The organism is Pseudomonas iranensis, assembly GCF_014268585.2.
In the GTDB taxonomy this organism is placed as follows: Bacteria; Pseudomonadota; Gammaproteobacteria; order Pseudomonadales; family Pseudomonadaceae; genus Aquipseudomonas; species Aquipseudomonas iranensis.
Genome location: NZ_CP077092.1, coordinates 1,022,424 through 1,040,545, shown reverse-complemented (window position 1 = coordinate 1,040,545; position 18,122 = coordinate 1,022,424). Strand labels below are relative to the sequence as shown.

Annotated in this window: 20 protein-coding genes and 2 pseudogenes; 8 read left to right on the top strand and 14 right to left on the bottom strand. The window is 50.0% G+C overall.

Annotated features, from left to right (window positions below):
• The first annotated feature begins 116 nt into the window (after positions 1–116).
• The gene (locus tag HU724_RS04525; RefSeq protein ID WP_186567985.1) at positions 117–431 is read left to right on the top strand and encodes a putative quinol monooxygenase; all 315 of its coding nucleotides are present in this window, start codon (positions 117–119) and stop codon (positions 429–431) included.
• Here the strand turns inward: HU724_RS04525 and HU724_RS04520 are convergent.
• Positions 421–1,185, bottom strand: a complete 765-nt coding sequence (locus HU724_RS04520) for a sulfite exporter TauE/SafE family protein (RefSeq protein ID WP_186567983.1) — start codon at positions 1,183–1,185, stop codon at positions 421–423. The two genes, HU724_RS04525 and HU724_RS04520, sit on opposite strands and share 11 nt — an antisense overlap.
• Before the next feature lie 216 nt (positions 1,186–1,401).
• Here HU724_RS04520 and HU724_RS04515 point away from each other — a divergent pair, with 216 nt between their 5' ends.
• Together HU724_RS04515 and HU724_RS04510 are read left to right on the top strand one after the other, a co-directional pair.
• Positions 1,402–2,340, top strand: coding sequence for a LysR substrate-binding domain-containing protein (locus HU724_RS04515; RefSeq protein ID WP_186567981.1), 939 nt, complete (start codon positions 1,402–1,404; stop codon positions 2,338–2,340).
• 42 nt (positions 2,341–2,382) lie between these two features.
• Positions 2,383–2,733, top strand: coding sequence for a cupin domain-containing protein (locus HU724_RS04510; protein ID WP_016770579.1), 351 nt, complete (start codon positions 2,383–2,385; stop codon positions 2,731–2,733).
• Positions 2,734–2,932: 199 nt separating this feature from the next.
• Here the strand turns inward: HU724_RS04510 and mmsB are convergent, their stop codons facing one another.
• Complete coding sequence (gene mmsB / locus HU724_RS04505; RefSeq protein ID WP_130902807.1) at positions 2,933–3,820, bottom strand: 3-hydroxyisobutyrate dehydrogenase; 888 nt, start codon at positions 3,818–3,820, stop codon at positions 2,933–2,935.
• Between the two features lie 10 nt (positions 3,821–3,830).
• The gene (locus HU724_RS04500) at positions 3,831–5,357 is read right to left on the bottom strand and encodes a CoA-acylating methylmalonate-semialdehyde dehydrogenase (protein WP_186567979.1); all 1,527 of its coding nucleotides are present in this window, start codon (positions 5,355–5,357) and stop codon (positions 3,831–3,833) included.
• Positions 5,358–5,506: 149 nt separating this feature from the next.
• Between HU724_RS04500 and HU724_RS04495 the strand changes: the two genes are divergently transcribed.
• Both HU724_RS04495 and HU724_RS04490 read left to right on the top strand, forming a co-directional pair.
• The gene (locus HU724_RS04495) at positions 5,507–6,454 is read left to right on the top strand and encodes a LysR family transcriptional regulator (RefSeq protein WP_076565624.1); all 948 of its coding nucleotides are present in this window, start codon (positions 5,507–5,509) and stop codon (positions 6,452–6,454) included.
• Positions 6,455–7,164: 710 nt separating this feature from the next.
• Complete coding sequence (locus HU724_RS04490; RefSeq protein WP_186567977.1) at positions 7,165–7,965, top strand: short-chain dehydrogenase; 801 nt, start codon at positions 7,165–7,167, stop codon at positions 7,963–7,965.
• 151 nt (positions 7,966–8,116) lie between these two features.
• Here HU724_RS04490 and HU724_RS04485 read toward each other — a convergent pair whose 3' ends face one another.
• Entirely contained in the window at positions 8,117–8,752 is a 636-nt protein-coding gene (locus tag HU724_RS04485; protein WP_186567975.1) for a hypothetical protein, read from the bottom strand.
• 321 nt (positions 8,753–9,073) lie between these two features.
• Between HU724_RS04485 and HU724_RS04480 the strand changes: the two genes are divergently transcribed.
• Positions 9,074–10,843, top strand: a complete 1,770-nt coding sequence (locus HU724_RS04480; RefSeq protein WP_186567973.1) for an NACHT domain-containing protein — start codon at positions 9,074–9,076, stop codon at positions 10,841–10,843.
• 301 nt (positions 10,844–11,144) lie between these two features.
• On the opposite strand, the pseudogene HU724_RS04475 reads toward HU724_RS04480, so the two are convergent.
• A pseudogene (locus HU724_RS04475) lies at positions 11,145–11,327 on the bottom strand (helix-turn-helix domain-containing protein); the annotation flags it as partial.
• Positions 11,328–11,419: 92 nt separating this feature from the next.
• Between HU724_RS04475 and HU724_RS04470 the strand changes: the two are divergent.
• Positions 11,420–12,226: a hypothetical protein gene (locus HU724_RS04470; RefSeq protein WP_186567971.1), complete on the top strand. Its 807-nt coding sequence runs from the start codon at positions 11,420–11,422 to the stop codon at positions 12,224–12,226.
• 465 nt (positions 12,227–12,691) lie between these two features.
• Here HU724_RS04470 and HU724_RS04465 read toward each other — a convergent pair whose 3' ends face one another.
• The 5 genes and pseudogenes from HU724_RS04465 to HU724_RS04450 all read right to left on the bottom strand — a co-directional run bounded on the left by HU724_RS04465 (position 12,692) and on the right by HU724_RS04450 (position 16,479).
• Complete coding sequence (locus HU724_RS04465; RefSeq protein WP_225927666.1) at positions 12,692–13,321, bottom strand: hypothetical protein; 630 nt, start codon at positions 13,319–13,321, stop codon at positions 12,692–12,694.
• Positions 13,322–13,369: 48 nt separating this feature from the next.
• Positions 13,370–13,444 (bottom strand): annotated as a pseudogene (locus HU724_RS27805) (SEC-C metal-binding domain-containing protein); the annotation flags it as partial.
• A 287-nt stretch (positions 13,445–13,731) separates the two neighbouring features.
• Entirely contained in the window at positions 13,732–14,352 is a 621-nt protein-coding gene (locus tag HU724_RS04460) for a recombinase family protein (RefSeq protein ID WP_186567969.1), read from the bottom strand.
• A gap of 133 nt (positions 14,353–14,485) precedes the next feature.
• Positions 14,486–14,698 (bottom strand): hypothetical protein, encoded by a 213-nt coding sequence (locus HU724_RS04455; RefSeq protein ID WP_186567967.1) that lies wholly within the window; start codon positions 14,696–14,698, stop codon positions 14,486–14,488.
• Positions 14,699–15,624: 926 nt separating this feature from the next.
• Positions 15,625–16,479 carry a helix-turn-helix domain-containing protein gene (locus HU724_RS04450; RefSeq protein ID WP_186567965.1) on the bottom strand — a complete coding sequence of 285 codons (855 nt, stop codon included), beginning with the start codon at positions 16,477–16,479 and terminating at the stop codon, positions 15,625–15,627.
• Here HU724_RS04450 and HU724_RS04445 point away from each other — a divergent pair.
• Positions 16,478–16,801 (top strand): hypothetical protein, encoded by a 324-nt coding sequence (locus HU724_RS04445; RefSeq protein ID WP_186567963.1) that lies wholly within the window; start codon positions 16,478–16,480, stop codon positions 16,799–16,801. The two genes, HU724_RS04450 and HU724_RS04445, sit on opposite strands and share 2 nt — an antisense overlap.
• Before the next feature lie 71 nt (positions 16,802–16,872).
• Here HU724_RS04445 and HU724_RS04440 read toward each other — a convergent pair whose 3' ends face one another.
• Genes HU724_RS04440 through HU724_RS04425 form a run of 4 tightly spaced genes read right to left on the bottom strand, consistent with a single transcriptional unit; the run spans position 16,873 to position 17,977 of the window.
• Positions 16,873–17,352, bottom strand: a complete 480-nt coding sequence (locus HU724_RS04440; protein WP_186567961.1) for a hypothetical protein — start codon at positions 17,350–17,352, stop codon at positions 16,873–16,875.
• A 55-nt stretch (positions 17,353–17,407) separates the two neighbouring features.
• Complete coding sequence (locus HU724_RS04435) at positions 17,408–17,578, bottom strand: hypothetical protein (RefSeq protein WP_186567959.1); 171 nt, start codon at positions 17,576–17,578, stop codon at positions 17,408–17,410.
• Positions 17,571–17,738, bottom strand: a complete 168-nt coding sequence (locus tag HU724_RS04430; RefSeq protein ID WP_186567957.1) for a hypothetical protein — start codon at positions 17,736–17,738, stop codon at positions 17,571–17,573. Before HU724_RS04430 ends, HU724_RS04435 begins: the two co-directional genes overlap by 8 nt.
• Positions 17,735–17,977 carry a hypothetical protein gene (locus tag HU724_RS04425; protein WP_186567955.1) on the bottom strand — a complete coding sequence of 81 codons (243 nt, stop codon included), beginning with the start codon at positions 17,975–17,977 and terminating at the stop codon, positions 17,735–17,737. The genes HU724_RS04430 and HU724_RS04425 overlap by 4 nt, the downstream gene beginning before the upstream one ends.
• Positions 17,978–18,122: the final 145 nt, after the last annotated feature.

Here is an 18,122-nt window from a genome sequence, read left to right as displayed (position 1 = left end):
CATCGATCTCGCGCGGAAACAGCCACATCGACGCAAAATACATTTGATCAAAACGCACGAATCGCCTTCCCATTGTTGCCGTAGCATCGCCGCTTTCTGCTTTTGAGGAAGTTGTGATGAGTGAACGCCAGGGTTTCATCCTGCACGCCAAGACCCGCCCGGAAAAAGCCGCCGAATTCGAAGCGCTGTTCCGCGCTTACGTGGCGCCGAGCCGCGCCGAACCGGGCTGCATCGAGTACCACATGCTGCGCGACCAGCGGGATCCGACACTGTTTATCTTCTACGAGATCTGGGCCAGCCAGGCGCATCTGGATGAGCACTCGGCGTTGCCGCACATGAAAGCGTTTTTCGCCAAACGCATGGACTATCTGGAGCGTGATTTCGATATCCGCGCGATCGACATGCTCAGCGAATCCTCGGCTAGCCGCTGATCAGCAAATGGGCGCCGAGCGCGCCCAGCCCGATAAAGAACACGCGCTTGAACAGCACCGCACTGATGCGCTGACGCAGCCACTGACCAAGCCACATGCCGAGCATGGCCGGAATCAGCGCCAGCAGCGAGGCGCTCAATTCGCCACCGCCGAGTGCGCCGTGCCAGAGCAGCCCGAGCGCCAGCGCCAGGGTCGAAACCGTGAAAGACAGGCCGAGCGCCTGCACCAGCTCATCGCGGCTCAGCCCCAGCGCTTGCAGGTACGGCACCGCTGGAATCACGAAGACGCCGGTGGCGGAGGTGATGACGCCGGTGATCAGGCCACACAGCGGGCCGAGCCAGCGTTCATGTCGCGGGTTGACGTGCAAAGTCGGCAGAAGCAGTCCGCTCAATGCATACAGCAACAGCGCCGCGCCAAGTCCGCGCACCACCCAATGGCCGCCGGCCATGCCGATCCACAGGGTGCCGATGCCGGTGCCGAGGAAGATCATCAGCAGCATGGGCCAGAGGCGTTTGATCAATCCTTGCAGATGACCGCCGAAGGCCAGTTGCCAGAGGTTGGTCAGGGTCGCCGGAATGATCAACAGCGCGGCTGCCTGCGCCGGCACCATAGCCAGACCGAGCAGGCCCATGGCGACGGTGGGCAAGCCGAGGCCGATCACGCCTTTGACCGTACCGGCGAGCAAGAAGGTGGCGATGACCACCAGGGACAGGGTCAGGCCGAGGGTTTGGTAGAAGTCGGTTAGTGTGTGCATTGGGTTAATGTGCACTGATCCGGGCTGGGGGAAAATCTGCCATATACTGAGGCAGCCTCTTCCTTTGCAAGAGGCTGACATCGGCGTTGAGGCATCTGGCCTCTTCGCGAGCAGGCTCGCTCCCACACGGGATCTGCGCTGTAGATAAGTCCCTGTGGGAGCGAGCCTGCTCGCGAAAGGGCCAGCCCAGCCACCGCAAAACCACAGGCAACCCTCATGCACTTCGACCTCACCGACCTGCGCCTCTACCTGCACATCCTCGACACCGGCAACATCACCGCCGGCGCCGCCCGCAGCCATTTGTCCCTAGCCGCCGCCAGCGCCCGAATCCGCGCGATGGAAGCCTCGCTGGGCGCCGAATTCCTCGAGCGCGGCCGCCGTGGCGTCACCCCGACACCGGCCGGCAAAGCCCTCGCCCGACATGCGCGTATCCTTTTGCAACAGGCCGAACGCATGCAGCAGGACCTTGCCGATTATGCGCAAGGCGTCAAAGGCCAGGTGCGGCTGTTGTGCAACACCACGGCGATCACCGAGTACCTGCCGGAAGTGCTCGCGGACTTCCTGCGCAGCCATCCCAACCTCGATATCGATCTACAGGAACTGCCCAGCGCGCGGATCACCCATGCGTTGAGGGAAGGCGCGGCGGATCTGGGGATTGTGTCCGACGCGGTCGACACCAACGGCTTACAGACTCAGGCGTTTCGCGACGATCCGCTGCTGCTGATTCTGCCGCTCGATCACCCGTTGTCTGACGCCGCCGAGGTCAGTTTCAGCGAGGCGTTGCAGCACGACTTTGTCGGACTCAGCGCCGACAGCGCACTGGCGATTTATCTGGAAGAACAGGCGCTGCACAGCGGCGCGCGGATGCAGGTGCGCATTCGCGCCGATGGCTTTGATGGAGCAATGCGCATGGTCGCCCGTGGTGCCGGACTGGCCATCGTGCCGTTGGCCGCGGTCCAACGCGCGATGCTCGAGCAGTTCAAGTGCGTGACTCTGAATGAGCCATGGGCGCGCCGCACATTGATGCTCTGCGCGAGAGACTTCGCCGCGCTGCCGGGTTATGCCACCGCGTTGTTACAAGCGCTCAGCGCTGCGCGCGTTTCTGAGCACTCCGATGTCGACCCCAGACAACTGAGCGACATCCGGGCGCTATAGGGTGCGACTTCAATTCTCAAGTCCACTTGCCCGGAGTCCCTCATGACCGCGACCGCCCCAATCACCGTTCTGCGCGACACCCACCCGCTGCCAGTGCTCGACGCCTGCAAATGGGAAAAACTCGAAGGCGACCCGCACACCGTCAACCTCAACGCCTACACCAGCGAAGACGGCAGCAAGATCATGGGCACCTGGATCTGCACACCGGGCAAGTGGCGCGTCGATTATGTGAAGTGGGAGTACTGCCATTTCCAGGAAGGCTACTGCGTGATCACCCCGGACGGCATGGCGCCGATCCACCTGCGCGCCGGCGATATCTTCGTCGTTGAGCCGGGCATGAAGGGCACGTGGGAAGTGGTCGAGACCGTGCGCAAATACTTCGTCTTCGCCTGATGCAAAAAAGCCGGGAAATCACCCGACGTGATTTCCCGGCAAATGTCCCGGCGTTGCTAAAACCTGTGGCGAGGGGATTTATCCCCGCTCGACTGCGCAGCAGTCGCAAACCCTGAGCACCCCGTTTACCTGACACAATCCAGGGGCTGCTGCGCAACCCAACGGGGATAAATCCCCTCACCACAAGGGCTGACCGCGATTACTGCGGCTTGCGATAGCTGTTGATGATCGCCGAGAAATCCTTCCCGCCGTCACCGCGCTGGCTCATCGCCTGATACAACTGCTGCGCCACCGCGCCGAGCACCACCGGCTGGTGCGCCTGCCGTGCCGCTTCCGTCGCCAGCCCAAGATCCTTGAGCATCAGCTCCGCGCCGAAACCACCGGTATAACCGCGCGAGGCCGGCGCCGTTTCGACGATGCCCGGCCACGGGTTGTACATCTCCGAACTCCAGCAACGGCCGGTCGAGCTGTTGATGATTCCGGCCAGCACACCGGTGTCGATCCCCAGCGCATCGCCCAACGCCATCGCCTCACTGACGCCGACCATCGAAATCGCCAGCAGCAGGTTGTTGCAGATCTTGGCGATCTGGCCGGTGCCGACTTCACCGCAATGCACGATGTTGCGGCCCATCTGCGCCAGCACCGGTTGCAGGGTGGCGAACAGTTCCGGGGTGGCGCCGACCATGAAGGTCAGCGTGCCGGCGGTCGCGCCGCCAGTGCCGCCGGAGACCGGCGCATCGGCCATGGCCACGCCTTGTTTGACGGCGGCCGCTGCGACGTCGCGGGCGGTCTGCGGATCGATGGTGCTGCAATCCACCGCCGGCACGCCTTGGCGAATGCCGGCGAGCACGCCCTCCTCACCCAGCCAGACACTGCGCACATGCACCGCGGCCGGGAGCATGGTGATCACCAGTTCGGCATCTTCCGCCGCCTCGCGGGCCGAAGCGCGGATGGTGCCGCCCAGTTGCTCGAGTTCCGCCAGCACGGTTTTGTTCAGGTCGACCAGATTCAGCGAGTGGCCGGCCTTGATCAGGTTGCGCGCCATCGGCGCGCCCATGTTGCCCAGCCCGATAAATGCGATTTTCATGATCGAATCCTCAGCGCAGGTTGATGGTGGTGTTCACGCCGTCGTTGACGCTGTCGTCATCGAACCAGCGCGCCGTGACCGTTTTGGTCTGCGTGTAGAACTGCACCACTTGCTTGCCGTACGGGCCGAGGTCGCCGAGTTTCGAACCGCGCGAGCCGGTGAAGCTGAAGAACGGTACCGGCACCGGAATCGGGATGTTGATACCGACCTGACCGACGTCGATTTCAGTCTGGAATTTACGCGCCGCCGCACCGCTCTGGGTGAACAGGCCGGTGCCGTTGCCGAACGGGTTGGCGTTGACCAGCGCGATCGCCTGATCGAGGGTGTCGACTTCCAGCACCACCAGCACCGGGCCGAAGATTTCCTGGGTGTAAATCTGCATGTCGGTGGTCACCCCGGAGAACAGGGTCGGGCCGACAAAGTTGCCTTGCTCGTAGCCCGGCACGCTGATGTCGCGACCGTCCAGTTCAAGCTTGGCACCTTCCTTGATGCCGCTTTCGATCAGTTCGAGGATCCGCGCCTTGGCTTTTTTCGAAATCACCGGGCCGACATCGGTACCCGGCTCGCTGCCGGCGTTGACCTTGAGCTTTTGCGCCAGCGCTTTCAGGTCTGGCAGCCACTGTTTTGCGGCACCGACCAGCACCACCACCGACGTGGCCATGCAACGTTGCCCGGCGGCACCGAAACCGGCACCGACCAAGGCATTCAGCGCTTGCTCGCGATTGGCGTCCGGCAGTACCACAGCGTGGTTTTTCGCGCCCATCATCGACTGCACGCGTTTGCCGTGTTTGCCGGCCAGGTCATAAACGTGGGTGCCGACAGCGGTCGAACCGACGAACGACACGGCTTTGATGTCCTTGTGCGTGCACAGGCCATCGACCACATCCTTGCCACCATGAACGACGTTGAGCACGCCCGCCGGAACGCCAGCCTCAATGGCCAGTTCCACCAGCAGCATGGTCGACAGCGGATCCTGTTCCGACGGCTTGAGCACGAAGGTGTTGCCGCACGCGATCGCCATCGGGAACATCCACAGCGGAATCATCGCCGGGAAGTTGAACGGCGTGATGCCGGCGCAGACGCCGATCGGCTGGCGCAGGGTGTAAGTGTCGACGCCGCCGGCGACGTTCTCGGCGAACTCGCCCATTTGCAGAGTGCCGATCGAGCACGCGTGCTCGACCACTTCCAGGCCACGGAAAATATCGCCCTCGGCGTCAGCAATGGTCTTGCCCTGCTCGGCGCTGAGGACCGCGGCGATGCGTTTGGAGTGCTCGCGGATCAGCGCTTGCAGCTTGAGCATGATGCGCATCCGTGCGCCGATCGGGGTCAGTTTCCAGGTCTGGAAGGCACGCTGGGCGGCGCTGACAGCGGCATCGACCTCAGCGGCGGTGGCGAACGGAACCTTGGCCAGCACTTGCTGGGTGGCCGGGTTGACGATGTCGTGCCACTCGGTGGTCTGCGACTCGACCCATTCGCCGTCGATCAGCAGTTTGACCTTTTGCAGCGTGGTGTCGTTGGGCGTAAGCGATGCGTTCATGCTGGTCTCCAGAACTTGTTTTTATCGTAGGAGCCAAGGCGAAAGGTTCGCCTTGAGATGAGGCGTGTGTCACGAATTGGTTGTCGGACTGTTTTTGGAGTATAGATGTGCAAACTTCTAATAAGAAAGCACATATAAGCCCGACCATCATGCAAAAAAACATCACCTCGCTAGGCTCGCTGAACTGGGACGACCTGAAGTTTTTCCTCGAAGTCGCCCGCACCCGCAAGGCCAGCACCGCCGCCAAACGCCTGGCTGTCGACTACACCACGGTGTCGCGACGGATCAGTTCGCTGGAAGCGGCGCTCGGCACATTACTGTTCGAAAAATCCCGCACCAGCGGTTTCGTCCTGACTACCGAAGGCCAGCGCTTGCTCGGTTATGCCGAGTCGATCGAAAGCACGTTGCACATGGCCTGCGAGCAAGTCTCGGGCTCGGGCGTTGCCCTGTCCGGACACGTGCGCATGGGCTGTACTGAAGGCTTCGGCAGCTTCTTCATCACCCCGCAGTTGAGCCACTTCGTCGACGCCTACCCGGCAATCTCGGTGGACATCCTGCCGCTGCCGCACTTCATCAGCCTGTCCAAGCGCGAGGCCGACATCGTCATTGCCCTCGAGCGGCCGGAGCACGGGCCGTACGTCTGCTGCAAACTGTGTGACTACCGCTTGCAGCTGTACGCAACCCAGGACTATCTGGACAAACACCCACCGATCCGCCGCCCGGCCGACTTGAGCAAGCATCAATTCATCAGTTATGTGGATGACCTGGCGTTCAGCTCGGAACTGCTCTACCTGGCCAACGTGCTGCCCGGCGCCAGCGCGCATTTGCGCAGCACCAGCGTGATCGCGCAATACGTCGCCGCGCAGCAGGGCCGCTCGCTGGCAATCCTGCCGTGCTTCCTCGCCGCGCAGGATCCACGATTGCTGCCGGTGTTGCCGGAGGAAATCGACATCACCCGGCAGTTCTGGATGTACTGCCGGGAGGATCTGCGCAAGCTCAAGCGGATCACCCTGTTGTGGGATTACATTCGTGAGGTGACTGAGCGTAATCAGGCGTTGTTGATGGGGGAAACGCGGGAGATGCGCTTTGCCGACTGATGATCTTCAAGGAATCAGGTGGCGTCATCGTAACGATGCGGGACACACCATTGCAATGACTTGTGACAAGGGTTGTGACAGCACTTGTGACACATCCTTGGGTGCCACTTGGTTTCAAGGCAAAGGCCATCATAAGGACACCGGAAAATCCCCAGCAGCCCAGCCGACTTTCTAATTTTCAGTGTCGATGCTGGTCGGAGTGCGCCCCTGCATAGCGGTTGATCCTCCAGACGGGGTTGATCTAGGTCTTTCTTCACGCGAAAAATGCTCAGGCATCAATGTACTTTGAATGGACGTGACGCGGAATAACCATCCGCATATCCCAGGGACCTCGCTTGTGTGATCGACATAGAGCGCGACAGCGATGTGGCATAGGCGGCGATTTAGCTAAATCAGGTGAGCTTACGTTGGATGCTGAGTGACTGGTGTTGAATGGTACGGAGCAGGAGACACCGTGAATATGTATGCCTACAGCGATCACGGAAGAAGTGAGCGTCGAACGCCGTCAGGGGGTAATTGCCATTGGGGTAGTCAGTACTGTTAGTATGCAGCAACGGCGATCTGTGGGGAGCTTAATGGATGCCAGTCAAACGCGCCTTCGTATGAATTTAGCGAGCGGAAGTTAATACTTCCTATTTAAAATAGTAGGATTTAGAAGTTTGTATTTTGTATATTTACGTTGAGTTGTTGAGGCTTATTGGAGCTGGGATATGACGAACGAAACTTTTCCAACACCTGAAGAATTTTGTCTTACAGTTCCACTATACAAGGAATATCAGGTTAATGAGGATAATATAAGTAGCGTTAGACTCTTGCTAAAATATGATGGACATCTGGACACTTATTGCTCTCAATGCCAATCACAAACAGTATTTAACTGCAAGAATGACACAAGGGAAAGTTGGATTGACAGCGGCAATTGGTATTATCAGCCATACCTCACTCTCACTGCTAATTGCTCACGAGATAAAAATCATCTAAGCATATATCTCTTCAGACTGAATAAGACTTCTGGAATCCAGAAGATTGGCCAGTATCCATCTACTGCCGACTCAAATCTTTATGACGCAAAAAAATATTCGAAGATTCTAAATGTGGAGGATTTCAGAGGGCTTACGAAATCCATTGGTTTGGCAGCTCATGGTATTGGAGCAGGAGCGCTGGTGTACCTGAGGCGCATATTTGAATCGCTCATAAAGGAGGCGCACGCTACAGCTATTCAAGACTCAGATTGGGATGAGATCGCTTACCATAATGCACGCATGCAAGATAGAGTTAAGTTACTGAAAAATCACCTACCGAGTTTCTTGGTCGATAATCACAGAATTTATGCCGTTCTTAGCAACGGAGTGCATGAGCTGTCTGAATCTCAGTGTCTAGATTTTTTTCCGCTGCTGAAGATGAGCATTGAACTTATTTTAGATCAAAAGATTTTGGAAGCTGAACGACTGAAGAAGACGAATGAAGTTAGTCATTTTCTTAGTCAGTTTGATCAACTCAAGGTGAAGTGAGTGAATTTCTGAAATTTGGATTTTTAATCATGCTCACGATATCTGTTCCTAAGACCATTCAGATTGTAGAAGAACAAGACCACCGCCAGAAGGAGGTCTTTTCTTATTGTATCTTCTGACTGTGTCTACAGGCTGATTGACAATATTTTCATTATAGAATTTTAGCTGTGGTTTTAAAATAATCGATAGCATCTACCGATACAGTGCCCACGGCATCAAGCATCGGAACTAGACGTGCTGTTTTCACAACATAGTACTCAATCACTGGAGAGAGTCCACCGTTCTGATTCTTCGGGTGACGCCGTAAAAAACCATACATAGATTCAACTTGGATACTCATATTTCGAATTATAGGCTCGACATCTGTGCCGGGCTCTTTCGCATGGCGTAGAAACTTCTTGTAAAGTTCTGGCCTATCAGCGATTTTAACGTTTCGTTCAGCTTCTGAAGCTATTTGTAGCATATCGAAACTCTCTGTTTGGGTCCTAGCCAGCTCAGAAAGCCGCGAATCAATATCTTTTATGACGTGTAAAATTTCTTCTCCTTGTTTATCGAAGGCCATTTGCCCCAGCTGTTTTACTTGTAAGTGGAGAGACCACAAGACAGCAAGAAAAGCAAATAATGCAAAGATAGGATTTAAAATCCCTCCAAAGTAGTCTCCAAAGGCGCCCCATACTGCTTGGTCCGTGGAGCGCTGAAAGCCAAAAGTATTCAAATATACGGCTAATAGAGATATTAGCAATGCAGACGCTAACGCTAAAATTGTAAATATTACGCTCCGACTCATCTTGCCCTCCTAGTGTGCACCCAAAATTTTGGCTAGCCGTTTGGGGCAATAAAATGCATGTGCATTAATATAGTTTGTTCGTCCTGTTATTGTAAATCTCGACAGGTTTGCTACGCCATGAAATGCGGCGAGCGGGAGAGCAACGACTCGACTTTGCTCACTTGCACAGTTCCACCATTCAGATTTTCGGATTGCGGCTTGCACTTCCCAAGCTATTGTGGTTCTGTAGAGGCCAAATGGTGGCCATCTAATCCTCCACGCCTCGCTAGCTGCGCTTCCGAGGAATTTAGAGGAATGTGATCAATTGTCTATGGTGATGAAATGCCAGACTTTTCGTTAGCGATATCGCTTCTCAAAAAACCTATTGATGAACTTTATAATACTTATGAAGGTGAAATCAAACAAAAGATTTCCATCATTAGAACAGCTACTAAAGTAAAGGTACTTCATAAGAAGCTTTATGAAACTCAGCGTGTAAAAACAATCTGGCACACTGATAGACCACTAAGTCTGACTTCTTTCTTTTTTCCGGTACAAATTGTTAGAAACGATCCCACTCCACCCAAACCAATTAGACTTAAAAATCTAGACCCGTTTAAATTTAATCACAATATAATATTTGGAACAGTGGGCCAGGGTAAGTCGATACTGATGCGTTACCTACTTGGTGGCGAAATTCGATCTGGCACACGAATTCCGATGTTTGTGGAACTCAGAAATATCGAAGAAAACTCGCTGCGAGGTTATCTTGCCGCTAAGTTTTCGGCCTTGATGGGCATCAATAATGATGACGAGCTTTTTACTGTTTTTGCAACTGAGGGGAAGCTCTCCATTCTCTTGGACGGGTTTGACGAGGTTGATCCCGGGAGTGTCAGCCGGTTGATGCAGGAAATTGAGGAATTGTCTTACAGCTTTCCCGAGAGCAAGATAATTCTTACATCACGTCCAGATTCAGACTGTAAGCATCTGACAAACTTCCATTCATATAGAATCCAACCGCTAACCTTAGAGGACTTGCTTGGATTTTATAAGAAGATAACTAAAGATGTAGCTTTTTCCGCTCGCATTCATTCTGCAATAAAGTCATCGCCGACAAAAATAAGAGAACTTATTACAACCCCTCTACTTGCAACCTTGCTTGCAATTTCTTACAGAAGCGCACAAAAAATTCCGCTGGGGTTTTCAGAGTTCTATAACGATTTATTTCAAATACTGCTTATTCGACATGACGCATCAAAGCTAGGGTGGCGAAGACATCGAAAATCCAAACTTGATGACAGGCAAATCCAACAAATATTTGAAGCTTTTTGTTTCTCAACGAGAAGGCGACAGTTAGCTTCTGTTGATTTTGAAGCAGCATATAATTTAACGGTTAGCAGCATAGAAGAAGTTGGGTTTGACGCAGAGCCACAAGCTTTCTTGGATGACATAAAAAAAATTACCTGCTTATTAATTGAGGAAGGTAAGAAAATTTCCTTTGTCCACGCAAGTGTTCAAGAGTTCTTTGCGGCAAGACATATTAAAACCCGGACCGATAAGGTTGCACGTAGATTTTATGCTCAAGTTCTTGAGCAAAAATGGCAATACTGGCTTGAAGAGTTGAATTTCCTCCGACAGATTGACTCTCATAGAGCAATTAAATATTTTTATATTCCTGATAGTGAGAGAACGCAAACTTACTTATTGGATGGCGAGTCCAGCGTCACACAAGAGACAATATTAAATTATTTAAGGAAGTTAACTGTCGCTAAGAAGGCTTCCTCCCATACCTCTGACCATAGATTTGTGGTAGAGAAATTAAGAGCTAGCGACGAAGTTTTTTATCATCTGAATACGCTTGATACCCAGCTTTTTTCAAAGATGTTTTCTGTATTTGTCGGTACGCCAAATTGGAATATTGGCTTCATAAACAATCCGAGCAGTGATAGACGTACATATTTAGAAATTTCAGCAGATAGGGGTGAAAAGTTTCAACGCGAATTGATTCTGCATGTTGAGTCACTATTCAAAAATTTTCTTATCGATCAAAGCAGGATGAAAGTTAAAGTCGAAAAACACGAGATTGATAGTGACTTTATGGACATCTCCTAATTTTTAGTCGCCTCAAGTCTTTATAGCACTGCAATTGCGGTGCTTAACTATTTGATAACATATCAGCCCAATTACCTATAGGCTAATCTAAAAAGTGCGTACAACATCTTCAAGATGCGGCCCCGCCTAGCGTCGAGAGCATCGTCATCTGTCGAGAACACTTGAGTTCTTTAAGGTTTTTACCCTGCTCACCAATGGTAACTTTAATATCTGAACGCCAAGAGCATTTTCGATCCTGGCGCTTTAAAAGCATGTGCGAGCAACGTCGCAAAGTGTGTAATCACAAGGAGTGAGCTGTACGTTATTCTTCAACAAGCGACCTCTCAAGCTCTTCTACCAACTCACCAAGTCCAATTCCGACGACCCTGCACAGGTCACGGAGCTGCACGACGTCCAAGCGCCGCGATCCAGTTTCAATGTCGCTCATAAAGGACTGAGGTCGCCCAAGTGCCTTTGAGCAATCGACCTGAGTCAGACCAGATTCTTTGCTGCTCCAATTCGCAAGCTACGTGCAGTATTGCTTAATATTGACTACGCTCAGCTTCTTAAATCCTAAAATCTCACAAGGAGGTTGGTATGGTATGGATTAATATTGCTGTGGGTGCCGTTTGCGGTGCAGTCGCTAGCGGAATTGTACATGTATTTACGAGAAAATTAAAAACCAAAAGAAATTACTCAGTAATAACACTAATAATAATGGCCGCACTATTCGCGCTATCTCGCCAATTTATTACCCCTCACATAAATGACTATTATAACAGTGCCCATCTAGAAGATTCACTATTAAAAAACCCAGCCTACTCTGCAATAAAACAATATGACCCAACGACTTACAACAACATATTAAGCCAGCTTGACTTAGCAACCAAGGAAGGCAAAAGCCAAGATGAAGCTGTGGCATTGGTGCATGCTAGTATAGTTGCGCTCATTCAAAAAAGAATTCCGTACGCCTCGGACGAAGCCGTCGCAACATACATGAAAGTAATGGTACAGGAGCTTAAAGAACTTCAGCGAGCCGGGAACAAGCTTTGCTACGGCTTTTTGTTCCCTCAGCGTAGAGAGGCTTTCGATATGAGTAAATACATATCAACAAGCACTTCCCAGGCAGATCAAAAGGCACTGGTAGAAGTTATTAAGTCTTCTTCAGTCGCACCACAATCCATTCCGACGGAAAGAGATGTTTTGCCTCTGTTGCAGCCTATACTTATCGAGCTAATAGGGAAGTACGGAGACATCGTAAGTATTTTAGAAAATGCTGAAGCCCTCGGTGTAGATAAAGCCAAGGTTTGTGATATGACAATTGTTTTATACGATCGTGTCTTGCAACTCCCTCCATCGCAAGGCGGAAAAGTTATTAGATTTATGTTTGGCCAAAATCAATGACACCACAATTATCTCGTGAAAACCTGCGTTCGTAGCAAGCAAGGTTTTCACAATGCTAAGGGTTATAATCAGGTCAGAGCATTAACGATCTATCCACACTCGTGATTCTTGCAATATTTAGGATGGGTACATTGACTATCGAATGGCCGGTATAATGAGTAGTAATTCCGACAGAAAACAATCCACAAACATAATTTTGTAGTTTGCTTTCAAAAGTATCACACCAAGCAGGAGCGATATATATATTTTCAATCAAGCTGATCATTAACACTGCGAGGTGATCGGAGGTAAGGTTGTTTTCTGCAATTTGCCTAATAAGCTTATGTGCGGTAGTGGCGTGTTCTTGTAACCATGAAAGAACATATAGCCTTTCTCTGAACTCGAAAAAGAATTGATGATTATATAGCCTGGAATATCCTGAATATTTTGAGAGAAATTCTGTATCGGTTTCCCATCGAACCCGAATCAAAGGGCTACGATAGCGCTCCCCATTACAGATGGTGGTTTTTCAAGTTCGAATACCACATGTTTAAGTTGAGAGGTTGTCTTTTTCGTGACCATCATGTCTAGCTTGCCTTTGATATAAGCAAGGTCTCTTTTTGTCAGATCATTACCTTTGTAGGCACCTCCCGCAAACTGCTGGATGGCTATTTGCTGATTTAATGGTAGTCCTTTATCAAAGCCTTTAACATCTAGGTAGATCTTCGAAGCGGCATTTTTAACATACACCTCACTCGAAACTGCACGATAAGCCACGAGAAAACACGAGAAAACACGAGAAAACACGAGAAAACAGTGTTCAGAGTTAATACCAAAAGGACTGTCTTCAATGGGAGAAAACAATGTTTTATCGTGGTGAGAGCAAAAGCCAGTAAGGGTCGAAGCCTTATTGATTCCTATTTTGATCGGACTAAGCTTTCCTGTTTTTATGTTTTCCTGTGCATTAGAACAAAATGATAGTACATGACCATCAACTGATATTTCTTTTAGAGAGGAGCTTTTGGATACTGTATGTGCGTTTATTATTTTGTTGGTGCACTCTGAATGTAAAGTTGGCGGCACGCTGCACGTTTTCGACACGTTGAACTTTTTCAAGGTTTTGTAAGCATCAGCAAGACTTGCGGCGGGCTGTTTTGCACGATCAAGATGGCATTTCTTATATTTAAGTTTTGATCCGTACCAGCATGGATCGTTGCGTCCTAATTCATTTTCACGCAGACTCCTTTCTATTGAGAAAATCCAACCCCCTGTATTTCAGAATCTGGTTTTCCAGTCGAATCCGTATGATCAGGTGACCAGAATCCCTGCGGGCGTTGTGGGGGTTAAAAGTTTGTCACGTGGGTTCGACACCGTACAGTTATTAAAACCGGCTAGGTGTCTTGAAATCGCCGAATCCCTAGCAACGGCCAGGAGATGGTCTTAGGCTGCGCAGGATCGCGTACAGGCTGTTTCAACGTGATGTGATTACACGCCAAAGCCTTGCCGATTATCGTTGCTCTGTGAGCTTATGCGGTTTCGCGTTTAATTCTGTATACAGTTGCAACACCACAATCAGCCAGCTTGGCAATCTGGTCAGCAGACATTGTTGGATGCTTCGCCATCAGTGACTTTACCTGTTCCCACAACGCGGCATTCTTCCCTTTACCTGCTGGCTTCCAATCGGGCTCAGCAACACGTTTGTTAGCAAGACCTTGATTGATTCGTTCCACACGCTTGTCTTGATCAAGACGTGCCATGGTGGACATCAGGTCCAACAACATGTTGTTGATAACTTCCATGATTTGGCCAGTGATGCCTTTGTCTTCAACCATCATGTGACTGGTGGGCAGGTCAGCAATCACCAGACGCAATCCTTTCTCCTTGATCATTGTCTTGAGCTTCTCCCAGTCAACCTGTGACAAACGACTCAGACGGTCTACCGACTCAACCAACAACACGTCACCACGTTGCGCAGTGTTCAACAGTCGCATCAACTCAGGTCGGTGGAGTTTCGTACCACTGATGTTCTCGGCGTACATGTCAACGATGTTCAATCCCTTGTCACCAGCGAAAGATTCCAGTGCGTTACGAGCACGGTTTGCATCTTGGTCTTTGGTCGATGCTCTCAGGTACAGGTGGGCATTCATCGCAGGGTATCCTTTATCTATTTATTTGATAGACCTATGATAATACGATCAGTTAGCTATCTGCAATAGATATCTGATAGCAGCTATCACAGGTCTATCAAGCTATCGAACAACTAGAGTCAATTGATAGTGGTTACTCGCGTATCCGAAGAATGGCAGTGGTGATGGCAGATGCATTTCTGTCGATGGTTTCCAGTGCTGCGATCACGTTGTCATGCACGTCGGGCAAACCTGTTGACTTTGCCCATAAAGAAACCTCTTCAATTGCAGCAGCCAAAGCGTGTTGGTTGTGCAGCAACAGTGTGAGTACATCGGCGGTGGCGATGGCGGCATGGTTGTCTGACATGGTGGTCATCCTTGATGAGTGAACAGGGATCGTAGCTCAGACGTTGCAGGATGATGCTGTAGTGGAACCTGTCGCAAGATTGGAATACTGACCACGTTCGCTCTAGGTCAACTGTGTGACGACATTTGTACGGCGTTTGTGCTGGTTCTGGCTTGTTGCTGGGTTTCCACTGATTTATTCCAGAATTTGGTGGAATTGCAGTCAGCGTGTAGGGAATTGGAGGGAATACCAATTGTGCTTAACCCCAATATGGTTACACCCTATACGGAATGCCACCCGTACGGGTATCGGGTGCGCAAATTCAAGTTTGATGGTATAGCGGTGATCCTGATACGTTCCTGATAACTGAATGATCATTGAAATACCATTGTCCACAAAAAACCCTCGACACTCGTTAAAGTATCAAGGGTTGATTTAAGAATTGTATTTCACCGCTGAACGGTGTGAAGAGAATGTTTGGTGTTTGGCTTCACTTCCGTTCGTCTCTTCCTGAATGTTCACCAGTTGTATTCTGTGTAAATTTACACAGAGATTGCTGACATCTGATTTTCAATCAGGAATGGTTCTATAGAAGTTTGTTAACTCTACAATACAAAGACATGATAGCAGTGAGCCGATAGGCGAATGCTTTTAAGGAGGTGGAGTAGCGAAGCCCACCAGCTTTTGATGTTCTTCTGTGAGCACAGAGTATGTACTTACTGTCGTATACGACAGAATAGTTATTCTCTAAGATCATGCTCTTTGTTTTGAGGGAACTTGTCCCTCTCTTCTCTTTGCTCTCTCTAAGAGAATATTTAAGGGGGATTCCCCTTAAAAAGAACTTCTTTAACACCCTGTCCTTTGGACAATCTCCAAAGAAGAAAGAAGCGTCGTTTCGCTTCGCTTCACTCTATTATACATGCGGCCGTATTACTGATACACCTTGTTCATGCCGCTTGCTTCTCGGTGGATGGCTTCTGCCACGAACGGACAGTGTTCACAGAAATTCCGAGTTCCCTTGAGATTGCCCGGAGGCTCAACCCTTGTTCAATCAAAATCAATGCTTCGGCTTTCTTCGGATGTTGCTTGCGAGTAGGAAACATAACCACGTTATCAGTACGTTTGCCGGTCAACTCAACGGAACTCTCTTTCTCATATTCCTCAGCAGCGTACTCAGCGAATGTACGCATGTCGTGATGCAGCTTAGCCATCTCTTCCGCAGTTGGCATACGTACATCATCCATCACATTCACTACACTTGGCTCAAGAGACGCAGGCACATCATCCATCACCATACTAAGGTGAGCCGGACGACATTTCATCATACGAGGAATTATAAGCTTAACAGCTTTCATATAACGTCGTGCATGTCGTTCTTTAAGACTGAGGAAGTCTTCAACTTTCTCATTAGTAATCTCAGGCAACCACTCAAGAATGTTGATGAGTTTCTTCACACTCAGTGGTTTGGAAATACCACCAACACCAATAGGTCGGTCATGCCAATCAAGACGACAAACACCTCCAATGATTTCCATAGCAAACTTAGGGTATGCTTGACCGCCATTATCATTTACAGACCACATATTACCAACGAATGGGTTGCCCACAACCTTTGGCTTAGGACCACTTGCCCCTTTTGGTTCTCGATGGAAGTTGCTCTCTTTCATCTTGCTTGCAATCAATGCATCAGTATTTGCTGAAATACGTGCATTCAATGCTTCCAATCCTGCTGATGACAGCAGTTCGGAAAGAGTATTGAGCTTATTGGAGGTAGGCGAATTAGAGGCGAGCGGGTACGACATGGGCGGTTCTCCTTTTTTAGTTCAGTTCATAGGCAGTTCCTCTCGGGTAATGCCAGTTGGTTTGGGTAAAACGCACGCGTACAAACTCCGCATGATGCATAAGCCGGGATCGACTAATGATCATATCGAGGGTTTGAGCGTGTCTGTTGAGGGCAGTTTTATACAGGAAAAAGCACCACTCATCAAGAAAAAGCTTGACAAGTCAGACTTCTCTAAACATTTTTTCTTGATTTTCGCCATCGGTGGCAAATTTCAGCAACCCAAAAGCCCCGTACAGATTGGGGAATCTGCCGGGGCCATCATTGGGTCGGTCGCATGGTAAACGGTCTCAAAACGCGCTATGGAGATTCAGAGGATGGTATCGCCGTCGCCGTCGGCCACGGGATCGTTCGTTTACCCTGGGATCACTAGATCAGAAAAGGTTGCATCCACTTCTTTCTGGATGTCAGCAAGCAGCTTCGCTTTGGCTTTCTCAACCTTCTCAGCTTCCTTCAACTCTGCTGCCTGCAATAACTGGGCGGTAAGAAGTTTACGATAACGGTCACGTTCGCTTTCAAGCCATGCAACATAAGACTGCTTCACTTGAACATTTAGTGCTTCCAAGTCAGCGGTGATTTGTTGTGCTGGTTTCAGCATGTATGCATGATACGCCATTGTGGCAAAGGTGATCGGATACTTGCTGCTCAATTCATAGCCTTCATTAGAAAGCTCGATTATTTTGGTTAAAAAGTCGTATGGAAGTTCACCGAATACGTGTCTGTAGCTTTCTCGGCTAGTGCGGTATTCCGCGTGGCGCTCAGCTTGGTGTTGCTTCAATACTGCTTCATCATATTTCGGGGCTGTGCCTTGGATGGTTATCAACTTTTCTGTCATTTCATTTTCCTCTGTTTGATTAGTGAAATCATTTCTTTAACGATTATGGTTTGGTTCAGTCGATCACTAAACTTAGTGATCGAGGTGTCGGTGGTGGTCTTGATAATAGTATTGGTGTGATGGTTGAATCACGATCATCGCTGACCACATTTACTTGTTGTTGCATTGCACGTTGTCGTTCAAATGCTTTGATGAGTCCACGACTGAAGTAATCCAGATTACTCATGGTGATCAACCTTGTTATTTAGTTTCTGACCAGAACGTCTTAGATTGTTAGCAATCGTCGAAAGCATTACTTGGATCGCGTGTTGTTTATTTGTGTAACCCGTACGCCCCATAATGAACTCAAGTTGGGAAACCGCTTCATCATTCAATGGCACTTTCATTGCTTGCACTCCGCAGTTGCTCGACCATGTATGTAGTCACTTATCGAAACACCAATTGCTTCGGCATTGAGTTTAATTAATTCATAGCTGGTGATGCTGAACATTAATTTCACTGAAATCATTGCTGATTGTTTTGCTTGCCATACCCGCCAGCGGCAAGTATTTGAACAAGTCAATGCGTGACTCCTTTTGTTGACTAGCTTTGTTCCACAACTGGAACATTGTTTTGTTTCGGACATAATGAGTCCTCCATTTGATTGGTGGTGATTAAGCTTTGGTGTTTGTTAAACAGTTTGTATTCGAGACATTAAAAAAGGTCTAACCGTGAAGTAAGACCTTTTGAATTAGGGGAGAAGGAAATGGCTAAGCTTGGTAAATGTTGCT

What these genes read in the sequence shown, in the direction of transcription:
- HU724_RS04525 (WP_186567985.1), top strand. Translation starts at nt 117, where the DNA reads ATGAGTGAACGCCAGGGTTTCATCCTGCACGCCAAGACCCGCCCGGAA.
- HU724_RS04520 (WP_186567983.1), bottom strand. Translation starts at nt 1,185, where the DNA reads ATGCACACACTAACCGACTTCTACCAAACCCTCGGCCTGACCCTGTCC.
- HU724_RS04515 (WP_186567981.1), top strand. Translation starts at nt 1,402, where the DNA reads ATGCACTTCGACCTCACCGACCTGCGCCTCTACCTGCACATCCTCGAC.
- HU724_RS04510 (WP_016770579.1), top strand. Translation starts at nt 2,383, where the DNA reads ATGACCGCGACCGCCCCAATCACCGTTCTGCGCGACACCCACCCGCTG.
- mmsB (WP_130902807.1), bottom strand. Translation starts at nt 3,820, where the DNA reads ATGAAAATCGCATTTATCGGGCTGGGCAACATGGGCGCGCCGATGGCG.
- HU724_RS04500 (WP_186567979.1), bottom strand. Translation starts at nt 5,357, where the DNA reads ATGAACGCATCGCTTACGCCCAACGACACCACGCTGCAAAAGGTCAAA.
- HU724_RS04495 (WP_076565624.1), top strand. Translation starts at nt 5,507, where the DNA reads ATGCAAAAAAACATCACCTCGCTAGGCTCGCTGAACTGGGACGACCTG.
- HU724_RS04490 (WP_186567977.1), top strand. Translation starts at nt 7,165, where the DNA reads ATGACGAACGAAACTTTTCCAACACCTGAAGAATTTTGTCTTACAGTT.
- HU724_RS04485 (WP_186567975.1), bottom strand. Translation starts at nt 8,752, where the DNA reads ATGAGTCGGAGCGTAATATTTACAATTTTAGCGTTAGCGTCTGCATTG.
- HU724_RS04480 (WP_186567973.1), top strand. Translation starts at nt 9,074, where the DNA reads ATGCCAGACTTTTCGTTAGCGATATCGCTTCTCAAAAAACCTATTGAT.
- HU724_RS04470 (WP_186567971.1), top strand. Translation starts at nt 11,420, where the DNA reads ATGGTATGGATTAATATTGCTGTGGGTGCCGTTTGCGGTGCAGTCGCT.
- HU724_RS04460 (WP_186567969.1), bottom strand. Translation starts at nt 14,352, where the DNA reads ATGAATGCCCACCTGTACCTGAGAGCATCGACCAAAGACCAAGATGCA.
- HU724_RS04455 (WP_186567967.1), bottom strand. Translation starts at nt 14,698, where the DNA reads ATGTCAGACAACCATGCCGCCATCGCCACCGCCGATGTACTCACACTG.
- HU724_RS04445 (WP_186567963.1), top strand. Translation starts at nt 16,478, where the DNA reads ATGGGCGGTTCTCCTTTTTTAGTTCAGTTCATAGGCAGTTCCTCTCGG.
- HU724_RS04450 (WP_186567965.1), bottom strand. Translation starts at nt 16,479, where the DNA reads ATGTCGTACCCGCTCGCCTCTAATTCGCCTACCTCCAATAAGCTCAAT.
- HU724_RS04440 (WP_186567961.1), bottom strand. Translation starts at nt 17,352, where the DNA reads ATGACAGAAAAGTTGATAACCATCCAAGGCACAGCCCCGAAATATGAT.
- HU724_RS04435 (WP_186567959.1), bottom strand. Translation starts at nt 17,578, where the DNA reads ATGAGTAATCTGGATTACTTCAGTCGTGGACTCATCAAAGCATTTGAA.
- HU724_RS04430 (WP_186567957.1), bottom strand. Translation starts at nt 17,738, where the DNA reads ATGAAAGTGCCATTGAATGATGAAGCGGTTTCCCAACTTGAGTTCATT.
- HU724_RS04425 (WP_186567955.1), bottom strand. Translation starts at nt 17,977, where the DNA reads ATGTCCGAAACAAAACAATGTTCCAGTTGTGGAACAAAGCTAGTCAAC.